This is a genomic window from Arthrobacter sp. StoSoilB20, assembly GCF_019977295.1.
Lineage (GTDB): Bacteria > Actinomycetota > Actinomycetes > Actinomycetales > Micrococcaceae > Arthrobacter > Arthrobacter nicotinovorans_A.
The window spans coordinates 1302431-1320341 of the sequence record NZ_AP024651.1; the positions used below are offsets into that span (position 1 = coordinate 1302431).

A 17911-nucleotide genomic window follows, 5' to 3' on the forward strand; every position below is an offset into this window, starting at 1 on the left:
GCGCTAATTGACTTCAGTATGCAGCGATTGCTTCTTTTGCGCAAGTCTGCGATAAATGATGATGTGAACGCTTCCCGAAATCCCAGGTCACGCACACTGCTGGACTATCCGAGACCCTCAGTTGCAGTGGATGCGGCGGTCCTTACCGTGTCGGAGGGCGCGCTGAGTGTGCTGTTGGTTCAGCGTGCAAGCGGTGATAGGGCGGGGGAGTGGGCGCTCCCTGGGACCTTCCTCAGAGAGCGCGAGCTTCTTTCCGATGCGGTGCTCCGCTGTCTTCGCGAGAAAGTCGGGATTACTGGCCGTGTGCCTCAACAGCTTCACGTCTTCGATGATCCGGATCGTGACGACCGCGGCTGGGTCCTCTCAGTTGCGCACGTCGACATGGTGCCGCTTGCTGCGCTTGAGTCCGCGTTGGCGTCCGACGGCGTCAGGCTGGTTTCAGTAATGGCGGACCCGGAGGTTGTGGCACGGTTGCCGTACGGCCACGCTGACATTGTGGCCAACGCTGTGGGGAGGATGCGCCTAGCGTACGCTGAGGCGCCGGATCCGGGGGTACTTCTTGAGGAACCGTTTACGCTCAAGGACCTGCGAGATCTTCACGAAGCAGTAGCCGGCGAAACGCTCATGAGGGATACTTTCCGACGATTCATGGAGCCGAAGCTGGTGGGAACGGGAAAGATGTCGGATGGGACGCGGGGGAGGCCTTCGCGGTTGTGGGTGCGGACGAAGTCTTGAACCGACTAACCTGCGCATTCGCTGATCCTTGCCTTCCATACGCACACAAACGCCGGACTGGAGAACGCAGATGACGGACCTTGCCTTCGAGGCGCGTGTCGCTTTGAGATTGGCTTTGCTGAAGCCAGAAGATGTCGCCACCCTGCGAGCCCTCGTTGATGGATTGCCGGTTGTGAGGGACCAGATCGGAAGGCATGCCACAAGTCCGGCGAATTACGTCTTTTTGGGCAAACTTGAACGCTTCATACGTGAAATGATGTTGCCAGGCAATGTGCCGAAACTCTCTTCGGAGGAATGGGTGGTCCTGCGTCGGGAGCCGGCGCCGAATGCGGGCATGGTCCTGCGCGGTCTGTCTGCTATTACTCAAACGACTTTGAGTACGGTTCCGATCAGCTCCGAGGCTCTGAACCTTCTCGGGTCACTGTTAAAACGACTGCAAAGTATTGTCGACTCAATCCATGCGGCAAGGCGTACCGATGACCTTGGCTGGCAGTGGAATGAGTTCAATGCGGGGTGGACGTCAAGTCTGACTAATTCAGAATATGACCTGTCCTCTGTGTTGAGGGCTGTCAGTCGTCCGCATGGAGATTGGGTTCCCCCACTGAATCCAATTGGTTCTGGCGACCTCCGGCCCTACATGACGTATTGGTTCTCACTGGCCGTCGTTCTACTCACCCACCTTGCATGGGCGGACCCTAGCCGGGGTATGACGGTGTGGATGAACCTCGGAATGCCGGACGATGGAGCCGTTCTGACGGGCATTAAGCGGCTCTTTGGAGCCGATTGTGCGGCGGTCATCCTCAACCACAATATTTCGAGGGTGGCAGAGCTCCTGAAGGGAACGCCTGACGACCTGCCTACCAAGCAGGATCTCGCAAACGAATTGCGTCATACCCTCGTCGGGGATGCCGGGCCAGCTGATCAGCAGATCGAAGAAACTGAAAGTTGGGCCGCGATGCTGCTGGGAGGGGCAGATTCTCTTCATCTGCGCGTGCATCTGGAACAGATGCTGATGCATCCCAAATCGTTGTGTCCGAACATCACTTTTGCTCGCGAAGCTCGTTCGATGATTTCGGCGCATCTGCACCTAGCCACCAGCTATGGCTGGTACCAAGCGTTGACAAGCTCAGTGATCGGTTTGCCTGAGCGCACTGACGGCCGCTCCTGGGGAGTCGACGTGACAACCGAGGATGTTGGTTACATGGGCAGGTTCCGCATGTCTCGGGTAACCGGTCGATGGTTCTCCGGCAAGCATTCCTCCCACATGTTGGGCAACTGACGACTGAAGGCGTCCTATATCCTGGCGGGATGAACCGAGTATTTCCGGCTACCCCGGTGGTTAGCGGCCGCCACCTCAGCACGAGTGAAGCGGCCGAGAAGATCGGTGTGCATCAAACGACAATTGTCGACTGGGTACAAACAGGTAGGTTCCCTAATGTCTATTTAGAGTCTGGTCGTGCTGTTCACGGTGCCTTCAAGATCCCCGAAGTCGATGTGGTCGGCCTCCTGGTCGGTAAATCTGCGTCGTGGGATGAGCGAGTTCGGCAGGCAGCGCAGGAATGGTTGGCTGCCCGCACAAATGACGGTGAGGAGGCCGTCCACTATCTTGACCTTGAAGATTTCCATTTCGAGAATGAGCGAATTCCACTCAAGAGCAGACAACGGGGCATCTGGAAGCCGCGAGCTCTCGACGCGGCGTTGTCGATCACCACTACCTTTCGACGGGCCGGGCAGGAACGGCCCTATGAAGACGAAGTTGGTTCTGATGGCATGCTTCGCTACAAATGGCAGGGCGACGACGCGGATGCAGCTGACAACCGAGCCTTGCGGCGTGCCATGACCGATCATCTTCCTCTCATTTGGTTCTTCGGGATCGCGCCAGGGGTTTACCAGCCTGTGTTTCCCGTCTACCTCGTATCCGAAGAGCAGGAGCATCAGCAATTTGTCGTTGATATAGATCCCCAACTTGGCGTCCTAAACGGTGATCACCTGGATCCTCAGGAACTCAAGATCGCTAAACGGTACGGCACGCGGCTCGCCAGGACGCGGCTTCATCAGCGATTGTTTCGTTCCAGCGTTATAAAGGCCTATGACACTCGGTGTGCCGTGTGCAACCTGAAGCATCGGCAATTGTTGGATGCCGCCCATATCATCCCGGATTCGGACGAGAAGGGCACGCCCGATGTTTCCAATGGAATGGCAATGTGCAAAATCCACCATGCCGCCTTTGACGCCGGTATACTCGGCATCCGGCCCGATCTGATCGTGGAAATTAGAAGCGACATCTTGGCGGAGGTCGACGGGCCAATGCTGAAATACGGGCTGCAGGAACGACATGAGCAAAAACTTATGAGCGTCCCACTGCGAAAGAGAGAGCGGCCGAGCCCCCAAGCCCTCGAACTTGCTTACATTCGCTTTAAAATAGCATAGCTGTGTCGCTAATTAATGCTCTAGCGTGCCACATGCCGTTCCAGGCATAACTGTGCTGTTGGTAATCCCCAGGACGCCGGTGTGCTGTTGTCTAGTGGGGACAGGAGCCTGTGTTCGGAAGCTGCATCTAGACCTAAAGCTCTACGATTCGAGGTGGAAGGAACGGTGGAAGAGTTGGGCATCCTTTTTGTGATGCGGGGGAACGTTCAGCATCAACTCGCAAGGAACCAGTAAGGTGCCCCCGAAACCGCCCGAACAGCGCGGGGCTTCTGAGCTGCCCCGCGCTATTCGTCGGCTGTGTAGACCTATAGCGATACTAAGCTGACTTTGATGGACTCGGTGTCACATGAAATGTCGGCTGAGCCTAAGCCTGCTTACAGCAGGGACCCTAAGTCGTTGCTTGTCCTGATTGTTCTATAGCTGAAGAGCCTTATTGACCGGTCAGCTCCGCGTAGCGATCGAACAAACATTGCTGTCGCCGTTCTTCGGAAGGCTCGTCATCCAGACCGAAAAGTGGATCGACAACCTCGTCCAAATGTTCGTGGGCCTGCTGGAGGTTGGTCGGCATTTTCTTCGGGTCATATAGCTGGGCAAGGGACAGCCCGGGATGCTCTTCACGTGCTGCCAGTACGAGGTTTCCTGCGTCGATAACGGCTTGACGATCCTCAGACGTCACAGACTTGAGCGGGAAGTTGTTCCAAACAATCGTGCTTGAGAATCGATAGTCCGACTTAAGTCTTCCGCCGATTGACTTTTGCCAAGCGATGAACATCGAGGATGAAATTAGCCCGAAAAGGAATCCGTCTTCGTCAGGTGCTGTAAATACCGCATCACTGGCGATCACTTCGGGTCCGAACCGTGCCGCTGTAAAGTATTTGCGGTTCTCGCTGACGACTCGCGGAATACAGAGATACGATGCAGTACGGTCCTTTACTCGGTGGAATCGGTGGGCATTGTGGCGATCAGCATAGACGCCTTTATCTTTGCGTGGATCATCGCGATACTGCGCAACTGCCTCTATTCTTTCACGCAAAATGTCGCTGTTGTGCAGAGCGAATTCATCCCGTACGGGCATCCAAATGCACCAGCGTTCCCGATTCTGCACGAGTTCCTTTGATCCAACGAAGCTACGTAGGAAAGGAGCTGCTATGGGGTCCTGCTTGAACAAGGCAACTTGCTCCTTGTCCACGATGAGATGCCCACCATCGGCGGGCATTGATCCGAAACGAAGATCCTTTTCAAGATGCTTAGACCGTGGAATGCGAATTTCTTGCACCATAACGTCCCGTGCGGCAGCAAGATAAGGATTAATATTGGGCACCTTATGCGGCTGGAATCCACCTTGATCGTCGGGCCTGAATAGCATGCGTTCGCGGGGATGTTCTGCGTAGCCTGAGATCGAACAATGAACTCCTGCCTGCCCGTCCCAAGGGAACGTCGGGTAGGCAAACTCAATCGACCAACCATCGAACCATGCCGGACCATATAGATTCGCAACGCTAACGCCCTGATGGATAGAGTTCGTCGTGACAAAGGCAAATCTTGCTCCGGTGCCTCGAAGGAACTCGGCGGCCTTCGGGAACCAAGAAGTAACGAAATCCAATTCCCCGGAGTACGAGGAACCCCACACGCGCTTCATGTCAGCGGTTTGGTCCGAAGAGCGTTGTGTTTTACCTAGATATGGTGGATTTCCGGCGATCACGGTTCGATCGTCCGGAGTAAATAACGTCTTCCATTCAAGGCGCAGCGCATTTCCACCGTCTGGGTAGTCCGGTGTCGATGTTGCGATTGTTGCCGCTCGTGCGATCGGGAGGCGTGTAGGGGCCCAGCCCAAGCGCTCGAGCATCCGCATGTCGCATTGTCGCTCAATGAGGAACATTGCGGTTTCTGCAATGCGAGCAGGCCACTCGTCGATCTCGATACCGAAGAAGTTTTCTAGAGAAACTTTTGGGGAAAGAAAGCTGCGTCGACCGAAGACGTCGGTATCGATACCGAGATGTACTTCTAGTTGCGATCCAGCTTCGTTTCCGCGGCGGTGCTCTAGAGCCTTAAGCCGTTCAAGGATATCGATCTCCAGCATCCGGAGCTCGCGGTAGGAGATAACGATGAAGTTGCCGCAGCCGCACGCGGGGTCGAGAAATTTGACTTTCGCGAGATCTTCCCGGAGTTTCTCTAGCTTTGAGCTCTCTTCGCGATGGCCGATGGCAGCCGAGAACCGCTCTCGGAAGTCTTCAAGGAATAACGGTTCCAGAGTGCGCAATATGTCGCGCTCGGATGTGTAGTGCTCGCCGAACTCCCGTCGGGTTTTTGCATCCCGTACTGACTGGAACATCGAGCCGAATATGGCCGGCGAAATATCAGACCAGTCAGGTTTTGACGCTTCCAGAATGGCATCGCGGAATGCCTTCCCAACTGTGTCAGGGAGCTTGATCGGTTCAGTAAAGACTCCGCCGTTGACGTACGGAAACTTGTTGAACGCAGGTGTCGTCTCCACGCGATTGACGTCGGGAGTGTCTAACTGGACAAAGAGTTCGTTCAGTTTTGAAGCAATGTCGGAGCCGTCTGAACGGGTGTGATTGATGATGAAGTCTTGGAAGAGGTTCTTGTCCCACATGTCTGTGTCGTCACCGAACATGAGGAAAAGAGACCTTGCCAGAGTCACCGAGGTCTCATGCTCGTTTACCTCTGCCTTGGTCAACGCATCGAACATTGCAGCCATGAGCCTGGATGCCCGCTTGGTCTCCCTCTCGGTTTCGACATCGAATGCCTGGCGCAGTCTTTCGAGCACGTCCGTGACGCCAAGTTCCTGTGCCACAGGCAGCGTGATTGTCTCAAGCCGATTAAGGAGCTTCGGATTGGACTGGCCGTTGACGTGGCGATGTGAAGAAAGACGGTGGACCACAGACGAGCCCTTTACTGTGCGTACTGGCCAGCGCCACACCTGTTGGTGCTCATTGTGAAAAATCACCAGACGATCCGTGGATTTCGCAGCGATTGAACGGTCAAGCGCTGCCTGACCGTTCGAATCGGGAAGTTCTGAGCACACCCACACGCGAAGTCCTTTGTAGCTGGACACGTTCTTGGCTGTCAACGACTGACTCTTGCCATTATTTGTGGAAATGGTTTGGAGGTCGGGTCTCGACCAACGCAAGTGGCGGAGGAAGAGGGTTTGGTAGTCGTTCGATTCGATAAGCTTCAGCAATTCAGACATCAGTCGAGCACTCCCAAAGAACAAATGATCCGCACCGGGTCGGTATCGGATGGAGGAACCACGAGGCGTTCATCCCCGTGAAGTTGATTTAGCAAGGCGAGAACATCGTCGTCGGACATCCGGTTGCGGAGTGCCGAACGCAGCCGTTGTTCGGCGGATTGTTGAAGGGGTCTCGCGTGCAGGGCCTCGAGAGCCTCTTGTGCCTTCGCGAGGTCCAATGAGTTCGCATATCGTTCCCACACGCGTTTTCTCACGCCTTTAAGGTTTCCCGCGGCTACTGTTTCGCTCGTGAGAGGACCGCGCACCAGGTCTTTCACCCGCTCGAAGTGATCGGGACGTAGCTCGGCCGTGGGCGTCTCCAGTTCAGCACGGAAAACCTGGAAAGCTTCCACCGGTGTGAGCAGACGTTCCCGTACCCGAAGACCATCCTGCCCGCCGGACGAAAGCGCGAATGCGTCGATCCCAGAGTCGGTCGATACATAACATGCCACTCCGCCAACCATTTCCTTGGTGTATTGAGTACGCGTCGAGTGAATCAGGTCAGGCATGGTCATCACCCGTTGGGTAATTTCGGGGTGTTTCTCTGCTGCTGCAGACCAAACAAGCCATGCCTCGCTGACAGCGTCGGCGGCGTCTTCCTCCGCCTCTTCATCGGAGAGCGAGCCTTGGTAGAAGTTATCCAGAACCCGTACTTCTTTGTCGGTGCCGAAGAATTGTTCGTCAGATCCGAACGCCTGTGCTGACGACTCGAGACGGTGTTTTATTCGTTGGCGGAGACTTAGCTGCTCCTCAACTTTCTCGTGCGATATCAAGTACACGAAAACTGACTCCGATTGTTGGCCTACCCGGTCAACGCGGCCTGCTCGCTGGATGAGCTTGATAATTGCCCAAGGGAGGTCATAATTGACCACAATGTGGGCATCCTGAAGGTTTTGTCCTTCGGAGAGGACATCTGTTGCGATCAGCACATCAATTGGATCCGCTACGTCGGCAACCGTCGAATGACCAGGGAGTTTGTTGGAGCCCGGCGAGAAACGGCGGGCGATTGACCCGGGATCCCCGGAGTCGCCGGTAGCGAGGCCGACATTGCCTATGCCGGCCTCACGCAGAGTCTCTGCAACGTATTCCGCTGTGTCCTTATACTCGGTGAACACCAAGACCTTTTCGCCAGGGTGTTGTTCCTGAAGCAGATCGACCAAAGTGTTGATCTTGGAGTCCTTTGCGGGATCCCAAGTGCCGAATCGGTCAAGCAGCCAATTCAGGATGTGGTTGTCTTCCTCCAGATCCTTCGCTAAGGCATCGCTGAAGATCGTGGAATTAATCCACTTTGTCGACTTCGGTAGGTGCTGCCGCAAGTTCTCATAGCGTGCTGACGCAGAGCCGTACTCGGACGCTGCCTCGACATCGTCGTCGTTAGGCGTTCCGAGATTTTGCTCCGCTATGGTTCCGAGGGGGATGGGCAAGCGATTTTCGATGGCGAAGAGAAACAGCTCATTACGCGCCCTTTGCCGTTGAAGAGACAGAATAAACGAATGTCCCGACGATGAAAGGCGCTTGAAGAGCCCGGTCCGCACAAAGCCAGCAACGTTACCCCTGCCGGACTTTATGTCATCGAGGATGCTTAGATCCTCCTGAGTGTGCCTGTGTGTGGGAGCATCGTAGTTCGCCAGAACGTATCGGGGCAGCTTCAGGGACTTGATCGCATCTAGCGTCTCATCATCCTCCATGAGCCTAGCTGCGTCGTCCTGATCAAATGCGTGGCTTATCGGCTGGGCGATGCGTTGGGGGAAGAAGAAGTGCGTGCCGTCGGCAAACTCCAAGTATTCGCTTTGCACGACACGACCATCCTGGAGGACACGTTCGGTCGTCTTGGCGGTTCGCTTGATAAACGACCGTGTGCGCCGCACAAGATGGTCGCTCATGAGGCGCTTCCAGTCTTCGGCCTCTTCGGAAAGGCGGAACGCTCCAAATGTACTTGTCTTGCCGTTCACCTTGTCGGCAATCCCCGGGTCGAGTGCCAGAGCGGCGTTTGGCTGAATCCCCAGGTCATCGTCATCGTCGATGTAAAGGCCGATTTGATTCGCGACATCTTCGAAAGCGAGATTATAAGGCGTGGCTGTAAGTAAAAGGACCTTGGAATCGTTCGACCGGACGTACTCCTTGATTGCTTGGTAATCCTGACGCGTATTACCCGTGCGCAAGTTATGAGACTCATCGCATATCACCAGATGGTGCCGCTTCAGATCCGGGAGCAGCTTCGCCGCCATTGAGTACGCCACGACTTTGCCTTGAACGTCATAGGCGTCGAGATGGTCAGTCCACATCTGTTCCAAGTTCTTGGGACAGAGGACCAATGTGGTGTAATCCTCCGCATTCTGGAGCATTGAGGCAGTGGCAATGGCCGTCAGCGTTTTTCCGAGGCCGACCACATCACCCAGCATGGTTCCACCCCGTCGGACTATTCGTCTGGCCAAAATTCGCACGGCGCTGTCTTGATAGTCGAGCAGGAGATTCTTAAGCGAGGCAGGAAGAACATAGCCAAAGCCGTCCCGAACATCCTGCGACATCAAGAAACAAATTTTAAGGAAGACTTCGTAAGGGGTTGCTTGCTGTTCGTCAGCCCATGACTCCTCGATGAGTGCGATAATTTCCGCCGTCACCGGGAGGGAGAAGGGATCGTTCCAGTGAGTTTCGAACCATTGAGCCAACTTTGCGGAGGCGTCCTGATCCATGACATCGATATTAAGCTCAAGATTGCTGTAAAGGCCGGCCTTGGTCAGATTCGAGGAGCCAACGTAGGCCATTGTGGGAGCGTAGTGTCCAGCCTCATTGTGCAGGATGTAGGTTTTGCCATGTAGAGGGCGTGAGGTGAAAACCTTGACCTGAACAGAACCTTGTTGGAGTTGACGTTTGAGTGCCTGGAGCGTACGTTGGCCTTCCGCGCTGGATAGACCGCGCATCAACTGCTCACGAAGGTGGCTAACTAAGCGAGCCTTGCGGATCCGGGCGGTTTCAAAATCCGCAAGGTCATCGTGCTCGTTTGGGGCTTCCAGCTCTCTCTGGAGCGAGTCGAGGATTTGCTGTGAGTCTGCCGGCGCAACCATTCCGACCAGAATCCGTGCAATTGGTTCAGCGGAACCGTCGAACAGCTCATTTGCAGCCGGCCGCGGGTGCGTGCCTGAAACTCCAAACTTAGTGTCTACGATATCGGCGAGGGAATCCCAGCCGCGGAGATCCATATAACCGGCCGCAATATCGATCCTGGAATGAGCTTCAAAGGTGGCGCGAAGGCCAGCTCCTAGATGCTGGGTGGTGTTGTCAAAAATCTTGGGCATCTAGCTTCCTAAGCATCGGAGGGAAGAGTGAAGAGGGCGGTTCTAGGGTCTTGAGTGAATATCCCCTCAAGGTTTGCGAGTTTAACGGCCTTGCCAAAGTGAGAGATAAAGGCTTTACTTGCTTTCTTTCGGCCAAAAATTTCGAGTGTAGTCCGACGCAATTCGATCTCACCGAGAGAACCGTTTTGAAGAATATCCGACGCGGCATTGGCAAGTTCCCGAGGACTGATCTCGAGGAAGTTCCGAGGCGTCCCCACAGAATTCGTGCGATAAATCATCCATTTGGACAACTCGATACCATCAGGCCACACAAATCCGTCCTTATCCGTGTAGCAGGTGGATGCCCTTAGCTGCGACAGAATTTTTCTTGCGCGGGCTTCGTGCACCTTGCTCAAACCATAGGTATAACCCACGAGCTTGGTGAGACGATCCCTGTGTATAGGCCCCTCTGAATCCACGATTTCTTCAATCGTTGCCCGTACAGATTCCTTTGCAGACTTCTTCGGCAGGTTCTCCAGAGTGTCAACATCACCAGTGACAACGACATTCCAAGGTTCATAAATAGTCTGCCGGGAGGCGAATCGTTCCTGGGGTTTCTTGAAACGTTCCGGAGGGACGAGAACGTCTGGGGTCGCAACCGCCGTGGAGTCGTTGTCAACCTCATCGTCATCGGCATCGGACGTAGCTTCGGCCTCTACCAAGGTCTGGAGGAGCCGGGAACGTTCAAGCGCCGCGAGATTCGCCCGTTCCTGATCGCCCACGCTGGTCAGAAGAATGTATGCGGTATCAACAGCGCGCATGGCTTCCAGCGCGGTGAATTCGTCGTTGTGAGCCCATCGGTTGCGAACCAACCGCAACTCGCCACCGTAGATGCTCATCTTTCGGTGTGGATCGTTGGCATCGAAAGGAAATCCGAGCGGTCCGAGTCGCTCTGTAATGACACGCAGCTGGCACTGGACGTCAGTCCGCGAGTACGTCCGACCAGCACGACCCTTTATCCGGTCAAGCTCTTGCAGCACCATGGGCCATTCCAGGCCTCCAAGGTGTGGGTCCAAGACTTCTTGGATCACAGGATCCAAGCCTTGAGAAACCAGGCTCAGTGCAGTCTGAACGTTCGAGTTGTAGCTCATAGTAGCCCCCATCAATGTGTTGTACTTGAAAGCGTAGTAGGAGGCTCCGACATTTCCGCACTTCGGAGTACGCCGAGAGGTTCCGCGGATCCGACGATTCGCGCATGACGGCTATCGGTGCCGCGCCGGTTTGACCCGTTCCTTGCCTGCGGTCGGTGTGTCGCCGCCGTGGCTATGAAGGAAGCCAGACCGATCTAAGGACAATGTGCGCTGGCGCGTCGAAAGCCCGTGCGGTCTGTTTCCGTCGAGTGGATCGCGAAGGTGCTGACTGTTGCAGGAATCGCCTGGTGCCACGCGGTCGTAGTAGTCCGTTGCTGGTCATTGATCGCCATACGTTGCCAGATGGGAAAACAGTCGCGTAACGTCCGAGGAGAGACTTGCGCCTTGACAGTGATTGGTCGTGTTTGGCAGCTTTCCGAAGGCTGATGAATGAGGCCGTGTCAGCGATGTCTATGCCGACGCGGAATGCGGTGCCAGGGCTAGGCGTCATTTAGACGGAGTACCCGTGTCGGGTGCTGATGGAAGTATCCACAGTGCTAGGTATGTAGATGGACATACGCGCCTCGTGACAGTCCATGGCTGCTTTGCAACCACAGGATATTTTGGTTGAACTGAATGAACACAGTACGGAGTTCGAAGATGTCTTTTATTGATGGTAGATCTCCGGGGCGGCTTGTGAGGCCGGCCATTGCCATGAACGATGCCCCCTGGGATCGGTTCATGGAGTTTGCGGCACTCTTCGCTAAGTCGGTCGACTTGGACGCTGATGAGTACGACTACAAAATGGCCCTAGCAGAACGCCTGAGAAAAGCCCGTGAGATCTACCTGAACCGGGACACCGAATGGTTTGAGGTGCTGCGACGCGACATTTCGTCGTCGAATCTGGTGAACCAGTACTTCATGATGCGCCTGGTCGATTTGGGCCGGTCGAAGCCTGGAGAACTTCGCCAAGCTATTGATCTGCTTTGGGATGGAGAGCCAGAAGTTCGCTGCATCGACGATTTCGCCGCACTACTCCGCCCGCACAATCCGGAGCAGTTCTCGGTTGGAGGCATCATTGGATTCGCTTCGATTCTTTTGCTTGCCAGAGACCCGTTCACCTTCCCTCCCTATCGTGCACGCGCGGTCAAGAAATTCCTCAAGCTGGTCGCCTGGGAAGACCGAGGTGCAAATGGCGATCCGGCACGTAGGTATGCTCTGCTCTTGGAGGCGCTCGATGAAATTATTCGACTGGCTCCCGAACATGGCATTCCACTTCGCGACCGCTTGGACGCGCAGGGACTGATGTGGACTGTCATGAATGTGGACCCGACTGATGAATGGAGCCCTGAAGACCGTGCTGCATTCCGGGCATGGCGGGGTGACAAAGTGAATGCAGCACCTCTTGATACGTTGCAGGCCGAGACTCCGGCCCAGCTGATCATTAGAAGCGGTCTCCGTGGCGAGCCTTCGCCTACGGACGGCCGCACGTACACCTGGACGTCGGAAACGGCCAATGATCTTGCTAATCGGAGCAAGAACACCGACGTGGGCCCGGGCTCCTTCATGGCCAAGTTGGAGCGACAGCTGGCAGACGCCCCAAGGGAGACCGTCCTTCTCGCTGCGGAGCTGGTTTACCTACAGGTATTTCCGCTGGAGAACGTTACGCCGGCAACGAAGATCGCCCGGGTGGAGAAAGTCCTATCGTGGGTGCCCGAGCCCGAGGCCGATGCCGAGTTGCCGGAGGTGCTCCGCCAAGGGCTTCAAGCTAAAGGCTCCTTCAACGGTGGAGTAGGCTTCAATATTCAAGTCGCAGACCATGTTGGTTGGCTCAGCCGCTTTGTGGAGCACGTTACGGAGCAGCCTGCGAGCGTAATCAACGTGGCTCTTGAGGACCCGTGGGCATTCATGGGACTGACGCAGGCGGTCACCAAGGACTGGCCAACAATCCGTTACTGCATCGACTTTCTGGCGTGGCCCGATCACCTGCAGCCTATAGTCAGCCGTGATCACCGGATCAAAATCCGCAACGCGTTCGCGGGAATTATCGGGGGGCCGAGCGGGGATTCCGATCTCGATATTGCCAAGGACCTGCTCAATATCCGTCGGGCTCAGCAGGGCGATTCGGACGACTACGTAGAGTGGTATGCCGAACCGTACCTTAGCGAGTGGCAGCCGTCGGATAATTCGGGGCGACGGGCTTGGCTGGTTCGCCAAAATCAGGGCGGCGTTGGGATGGCCGATTCCTGGCTCGGAAAGGACTTCGCCTCCCTCAGGGCGCAGCACCTCGGCTCACCGTCTCCTCGAAGCAATTTTGATGAGGTACAGGCCGCGGTAAATGCCGGATATCAGCACATCGACTATGCGGAACGTAAAGTCCGGGCCCAAGAGTTCTACCGATTCCTCAGCCAGATGAAGGTGGACGATTTCGTCCTGACAGCCTTCGAAAGCAACCTCTACTTGGGCGTTATCACCGGCGAAGCGGAGTACGTGGACGATGAGACATCCCGTTTGCGTAGGCAAGTCTCGTGGCGCCGCGAACCCATAGCTAATGATGATCTCCCGGCGCCGATGCCGCGGTTGTTGGAGGAACAGGGCTCCGTCGTTGACCTCACAGATGGGCTCTCGATTATCAAAGCATGGTTCGAGACCGAAACCGGGGTGACAGTAACCGAACCGGGGCCGACCACGCCGCTACAACCCGCAGTCGTACCTCAACTGCGCGAAGCGACCGCCGACCTCGCAACTAAACTGCATGTCGAGCGGGACGACATTAACGAAGTCATTCGGCTCCTACAAACACGTCAGCAGATTGTGTTCTACGGACCGCCGGGAACAGGCAAGACCTACTTGGCGGGAAAGATCGCACGGTTCCTTGCGGGGGAGGAGCACGGAGATCACGTCAAGACGGTACAGTTCCATCCTTCGTACGCGTACGAAGACTTCTTTGAGGGCTATCGTCCCGCGAAGTCCGACGGCGGGGATGTTGGCTTCAGCCTGGAACCCGGACCTTTGCGGCGAATCGCCGCAGAGGCTTCGCTGGACGGGAACCGTGACAAGCCGTATTTCCTGATCATCGATGAGATGAACCGCGGGAATCTGGCCAAGATCTTCGGTGAGCTGTATTTCCTGTTGGAGTACCGTGACCAAGGAATCAACCTGCAGTACAACCCGCACCAGACATTCGTGCTGCCACCGAATCTGTTCATCATCGGCACGATGAATACGGCCGACCGCTCAATTGCCATGGTGGACGCCGCGATTCGACGGCGCTTCGCGTTCGTGGAGCTTCATCCACAGGAAGGCTTGATCTCGGGCATGCTTGAGCGCTTTCTGGAGACGAGTGGGCAGCCGGCCCTACGCGCCAACCTCCTAAATGCACTGAATAGCGAACTAGGCGACACGAAGCGCGACTTGATGATAGGGCCTTCATACTTCATGAAGGAGCATGCGGAAACTGATCAGGGCTTGGCCGAGATCTGGAGGTACGAGTTGTTGCCGTTGCTCGAGGAACACTATTTCGGACAATTGAGTCGGGAAAAGATCCGTGAGAAGTTCGGCCTCGCCGCCATTCGGCGCAAGGCGAGCAGTGTAGACGGCCTGGATGCCGATGTTTCGGACCCCGGCAACGCCCAAGCCTAATGCAGACGCAGATCATCCTCGACGAGCTTCAGGGCTACCCGGAGCCCGTCGTGCTGGAACGCGATGTAGCGGCCACCCTGCGGGATACGGGTTTGGTTACCGTTGTCCCGGCCCATAACGGTGCTTGGACAATTCTGCCTTCTGGCAAGGTTGGAGCCGTCCAGATCGATGACCTTCTGGTCAGGGTGAACCCTAAGGAAAAGGTAGGTCTCAGCAGGCTGCTCTTTTTGCTGGGCTACGCCGCCGGCCCTGGGTTTAGGCCAGACAACGTGGCTGCGGAAGAGGATAAGGATCTCTTTGCTGCGCTGGGTGAATCGCTTGCAAGGCACGGTGAACGGGCACTCGAACGGGGCCCTCTCAACGGCTACGTGCACATGGAAGAATCACTGCGAACAGTCAGAGGGCGCATTCGCGTCGGCGATCAGATGACCCGCCGGCCTGGGATGCTCTTGCCACTAGAAGTGTCCTATGACGACTACACCTCGGACGTAGTGGAAAACCAGATTCTTCGTGCGGCCATTCGGATGATGCTCCATGTTCCCCGTTTGACTGAATCACTTGTTGCGCGACTTGCGCACTTGGATTCAAAACTCGACGGCGTTTCGGCTTTGAACCATGGAGCTCCGCTGCCGTCTTGGAGCGAATCTCGTATCAACGGGCATTACGTGCCGGCATTGAGGTTGTCCGAGATCATCCTTCGGAACATGTCCGCCGAAGCTGGAATGGGTCACCGTGCAGTCGCGTCTTTTGTGGTGAACATGGCCACCGTGTTTGAGGACTTTGCTGCGACCGCGCTAAAGGAGGCGCTGGAGCCATACCCAGGGCTGACCGAATGGCAATACGAAGTCTTCATGGATGAAGCAGAGCCCGGGTACCCGAGCAGCGACAGAGTACGGATGTATGTGGACGTGGTGCACTCCGTTCGTGGACGGCCGGCGATGATCTTCGATGCCAAGTACAAGGCCGCATCTGCCGGTGGAGCTTATCCCAATGCGGACCATTACCAAATGCTGGCTTACTGCACCGCGCTTGGGGTACCGCGTGCTTGGCTCGTTTACGCAGGTGCGGGAAACCCCCGTTCCCGCAGAGTACTGAACACAGGAGTATCCGTGGTGGAGTTTCCGCTGGATCTTTCGCGGGAGCCGGAGGCCTTGCTGGCACGGGTTCGCGAATTAGCAAGTCGCGCATATAGCGAATTCGACGTCCATCTGGCAGCGGTCTCCTAAAAGTCTTTGGCCGAGAAATTACCAAGCTTGCCCAGGTTGGCGTAGATGACGTCGCCCCAATCGAAAGACGGTGGCACAACCGCGCGCTGGTAAGCGTGTCATCCTGATGGGTCAAACGGGGGGTCTTGCTCCTCGGTGCCACGAGGAAAGCTTTAGGCTTACGGCGTTATTTTGTAAAACCGCTTTGACTTATGCCGGTGAGACGCACCAAGGTTTCGTTTCTTCGGGAAGACACCTTTTTCATGACTATGCTTGCCCAAAGGCCAGGTCATGCCGTTAAGGATTTCCAGGGTGGATGCGAAGGGATTTTTCTTGTCTAATGAACCAATCTTGCTGTTCTTGCACGGAGTGGGAACTGGGGACCCAGAGGACCGCTGGATGGTTGCGCTGACGCAGTCTTTGGCACGGCTCGGTTACCCCGAGCTGGAGTCATTTCGGGTTATAGCCCCAAAATATGCACATTTGCTAAAAGGCACCGACCAGCCGTGCCAGTTGCCGGGCTTGACTGTAAAGCAGCCTCTCCGGGAAGCAGCTAGAAAGAATCGACGCGACTTCGAGCGTCGCATCGGAGCCCTGGAGTACAGGCTCGGGCGTCACGATAGAGGGAACGGCTACGTCGGCAGTGACGTTTTGGTCGATGCTGCAGTTGCGTCGCCATTGCTCAAACAAGCACGCAACTACCTAACTAATCCGAAAATTCGGGCACAGGTACTGGAACGCATTCTGAGTAAACTTCCTGAGTCAGGAAGGCTCGTGATCGTTGGTCACAGTCTGGGATCAGTCATCGCAGCCGACATCCTCCGGCGTCTGCCCGTTGGTATTGAGGTCGCGGGTATGGTCACCATGGGTAGCCCGTTGGCGAGTGGGGCATTCGACGTCGACAAACTTCGTGACACGTTGAGCGAGCCGCCGACCAATTTGGCATGGTGGGTGAACTTCTGGAATGCTGCCGACCCCGTAGCTGCCCACCGTGGAGTGTCATCCGTCTTCCCTTGGTTAATTGATTTTCGTATTCACACGAATAAAGTGTTAATTGCCGCGCACGCTGCCGTCGGTTACCTCGCGAATGACGCGGTAGTGGATGCCATCGGCTTTGCACTTTTTGGGTCTAAGTCCACTGAAGTTGCACAAGCCGACAACGGGCTTGACATTCCCTTGGACGCCACTGAGCACTTCGCACTTCTGGCCCTACGGTATGCCTATCTCCTGAAGGCGCGTTTGGAAGGCGAAGGGAATGATCGTTTCGCGGGAGCGCTTCGTCAAGTGCAAGCGTCGGTCGTCGAAGACATCAAGAAACGAAACTCGCGCGAAGGCCGGGGGATACCATCTGAAATTGCGAGGCTGGCATTCGACGTTTCCGATTTGGGTGCGGTGGTACCTGAGCCGCTTCCAAGCAGTCATGTTCCCAAAGGCGAAGCTGCTGTCCTTCTGACAGTGCTGGCAGCAGAGAACGTCATACGTCCATTCGAGATCACTTTTTCCAGAAGACTGTGGCAGGAAGCCATGGAAGACCTCTCCGCCGAAATGGGGCTGGGAAGCCAGTACGGGGCCGACGTGTTCGTGGCGGCCAAGCTTGCGCAAGAAGCACTCAGCGGTAGTCGCGGAGTCAACTGGATCAAGTGGGGTGCCTTTGGTGCGGGCGCGGCAGCAATCGTCGTCGCGACCGGTGGATTGGCGCTCGCTGCTGGACCAGGCCTTGCAGGAGCCGCAGTGATCACGAGCGCCTTAGCCAGTTTCGGTCCCGGCGGAATGATTGGTGGCCTGCTAACTGCGGGCACACTCGTTACGGCAGGTGGTGGCGGCATTGCATACGGATTGGCCAGTCCTGGAACCACGGCGGAAACTCTTGTTGGCGTTATTGAGCGCCGGCTCGCTGCAGCAATTCTGCGCCAGCGGCAGCATCTAGATCCTGACGGAGGCTTCTGGGCGGTCCTCGTGGAAACCGAAATAGAGGTGCGGCGTGAACACGAGCGGCTTGATGAGTTCTCTGATGCGTCGGCGCCTGCGCTCAAGGAGCTGAAACGGAAGATTGACGCCATCGAGCGGACGCTGAAATACCTTACTAACCACGGGTTGGAGCCTCGTGCTGACGCTTCAGAAGAAGGTGGCTAGCCACGAATCGCACGAGTCAGCTACGGAGCTTTAGAGGTGCAGGGGCCGAGTTGGGGAACAAAAGAAGGGCTGCCGCTCGATGGGAAGAATTGATGCCGTAAAGCAATAGCA

The 17911-nt window shown here is 56.0% G+C and carries 9 protein-coding genes; 6 read left to right on the forward strand and 3 right to left on the reverse strand.

What is annotated here, in order from left to right; genetic code table 11:
• Positions 1-63 precede the first annotated feature (63 nt).
• The 3 genes from LDN85_RS06030 (at position 64) to LDN85_RS06040 (ending at position 3165) form a co-directional block, all read left to right on the forward strand.
• A complete protein-coding gene (locus LDN85_RS06030; RefSeq protein WP_223944871.1) occupies positions 64-735 on the forward strand; it encodes an NUDIX domain-containing protein in 672 nt (223 codons plus the stop codon).
• 70 nt (positions 736-805) lie between these two features.
• The gene (locus tag LDN85_RS06035) at positions 806-2014 is read left to right on the forward strand and encodes a hypothetical protein (RefSeq protein ID WP_223944872.1); all 1209 of its coding nucleotides are present in this window, start codon (positions 806-808) and stop codon (positions 2012-2014) included.
• Positions 2015-2043: 29 nt separating this feature from the next.
• Positions 2044-3165 carry an HNH endonuclease gene (locus LDN85_RS06040; protein ID WP_223944873.1) on the forward strand — a complete coding sequence of 374 codons (1122 nt, stop codon included), beginning with the start codon at positions 2044-2046 and terminating at the stop codon, positions 3163-3165.
• Between the two features lie 430 nt (positions 3166-3595).
• Here the strand turns inward: LDN85_RS06040 and LDN85_RS06045 are convergent, their stop codons facing one another.
• Genes LDN85_RS06045 through LDN85_RS06055 form a run of 3 tightly spaced genes read right to left on the reverse strand, consistent with a single transcriptional unit; the run spans position 3596 to position 10841 of the window.
• Positions 3596-6376 (reverse strand): DNA methyltransferase, encoded by a 2781-nt coding sequence (locus LDN85_RS06045; RefSeq protein ID WP_223944874.1) that lies wholly within the window; start codon positions 6374-6376, stop codon positions 3596-3598.
• Positions 6376-9711: a helicase-related protein gene (locus LDN85_RS06050; RefSeq protein ID WP_223944875.1), complete on the reverse strand. Its 3336-nt coding sequence runs from the start codon at positions 9709-9711 to the stop codon at positions 6376-6378. Before LDN85_RS06050 ends, LDN85_RS06045 begins: the two co-directional genes overlap by 1 nt.
• Before the next feature lie 8 nt (positions 9712-9719).
• Entirely contained in the window at positions 9720-10841 is a 1122-nt protein-coding gene (locus LDN85_RS06055; protein ID WP_223944876.1) for a DUF3320 domain-containing protein, read from the reverse strand.
• A gap of 639 nt (positions 10842-11480) precedes the next feature.
• On the opposite strand from LDN85_RS06055, the gene LDN85_RS06060 reads away from it, so the two are divergent.
• From LDN85_RS06060 to LDN85_RS06070, 3 genes are all read left to right on the forward strand, one after another.
• Positions 11481-14462, forward strand: a complete 2982-nt coding sequence (locus LDN85_RS06060; RefSeq protein WP_223944877.1) for an AAA family ATPase — start codon at positions 11481-11483, stop codon at positions 14460-14462.
• Positions 14462-15688 carry an McrC family protein gene (locus LDN85_RS06065; protein WP_223944878.1) on the forward strand — a complete coding sequence of 409 codons (1227 nt, stop codon included), beginning with the start codon at positions 14462-14464 and terminating at the stop codon, positions 15686-15688. The genes LDN85_RS06060 and LDN85_RS06065 overlap by 1 nt, the downstream gene beginning before the upstream one ends.
• 291 nt (positions 15689-15979) lie before the next feature.
• The gene (locus LDN85_RS06070) at positions 15980-17800 is read left to right on the forward strand and encodes an alpha/beta fold hydrolase (protein ID WP_223944879.1); all 1821 of its coding nucleotides are present in this window, start codon (positions 15980-15982) and stop codon (positions 17798-17800) included.
• The last annotated feature ends 111 nt before the right edge of the window (positions 17801-17911 follow it).

What these genes read in the sequence shown, in the direction of transcription:
- LDN85_RS06035 (WP_223944872.1), top strand. Translation starts at nt 806, where the DNA reads ATGACGGACCTTGCCTTCGAGGCGCGTGTCGCTTTGAGATTGGCTTTG.
- LDN85_RS06040 (WP_223944873.1), top strand. Translation starts at nt 2,044, where the DNA reads ATGAACCGAGTATTTCCGGCTACCCCGGTGGTTAGCGGCCGCCACCTC.
- LDN85_RS06045 (WP_223944874.1), bottom strand. Translation starts at nt 6,376, where the DNA reads ATGTCTGAATTGCTGAAGCTTATCGAATCGAACGACTACCAAACCCTC.
- LDN85_RS06050 (WP_223944875.1), bottom strand. Translation starts at nt 9,711, where the DNA reads ATGCCCAAGATTTTTGACAACACCACCCAGCATCTAGGAGCTGGCCTT.
- LDN85_RS06055 (WP_223944876.1), bottom strand. Translation starts at nt 10,841, where the DNA reads ATGAGCTACAACTCGAACGTTCAGACTGCACTGAGCCTGGTTTCTCAA.
- LDN85_RS06060 (WP_223944877.1), top strand. Translation starts at nt 11,481, where the DNA reads ATGTCTTTTATTGATGGTAGATCTCCGGGGCGGCTTGTGAGGCCGGCC.
- LDN85_RS06065 (WP_223944878.1), top strand. Translation starts at nt 14,462, where the DNA reads ATGCAGACGCAGATCATCCTCGACGAGCTTCAGGGCTACCCGGAGCCC.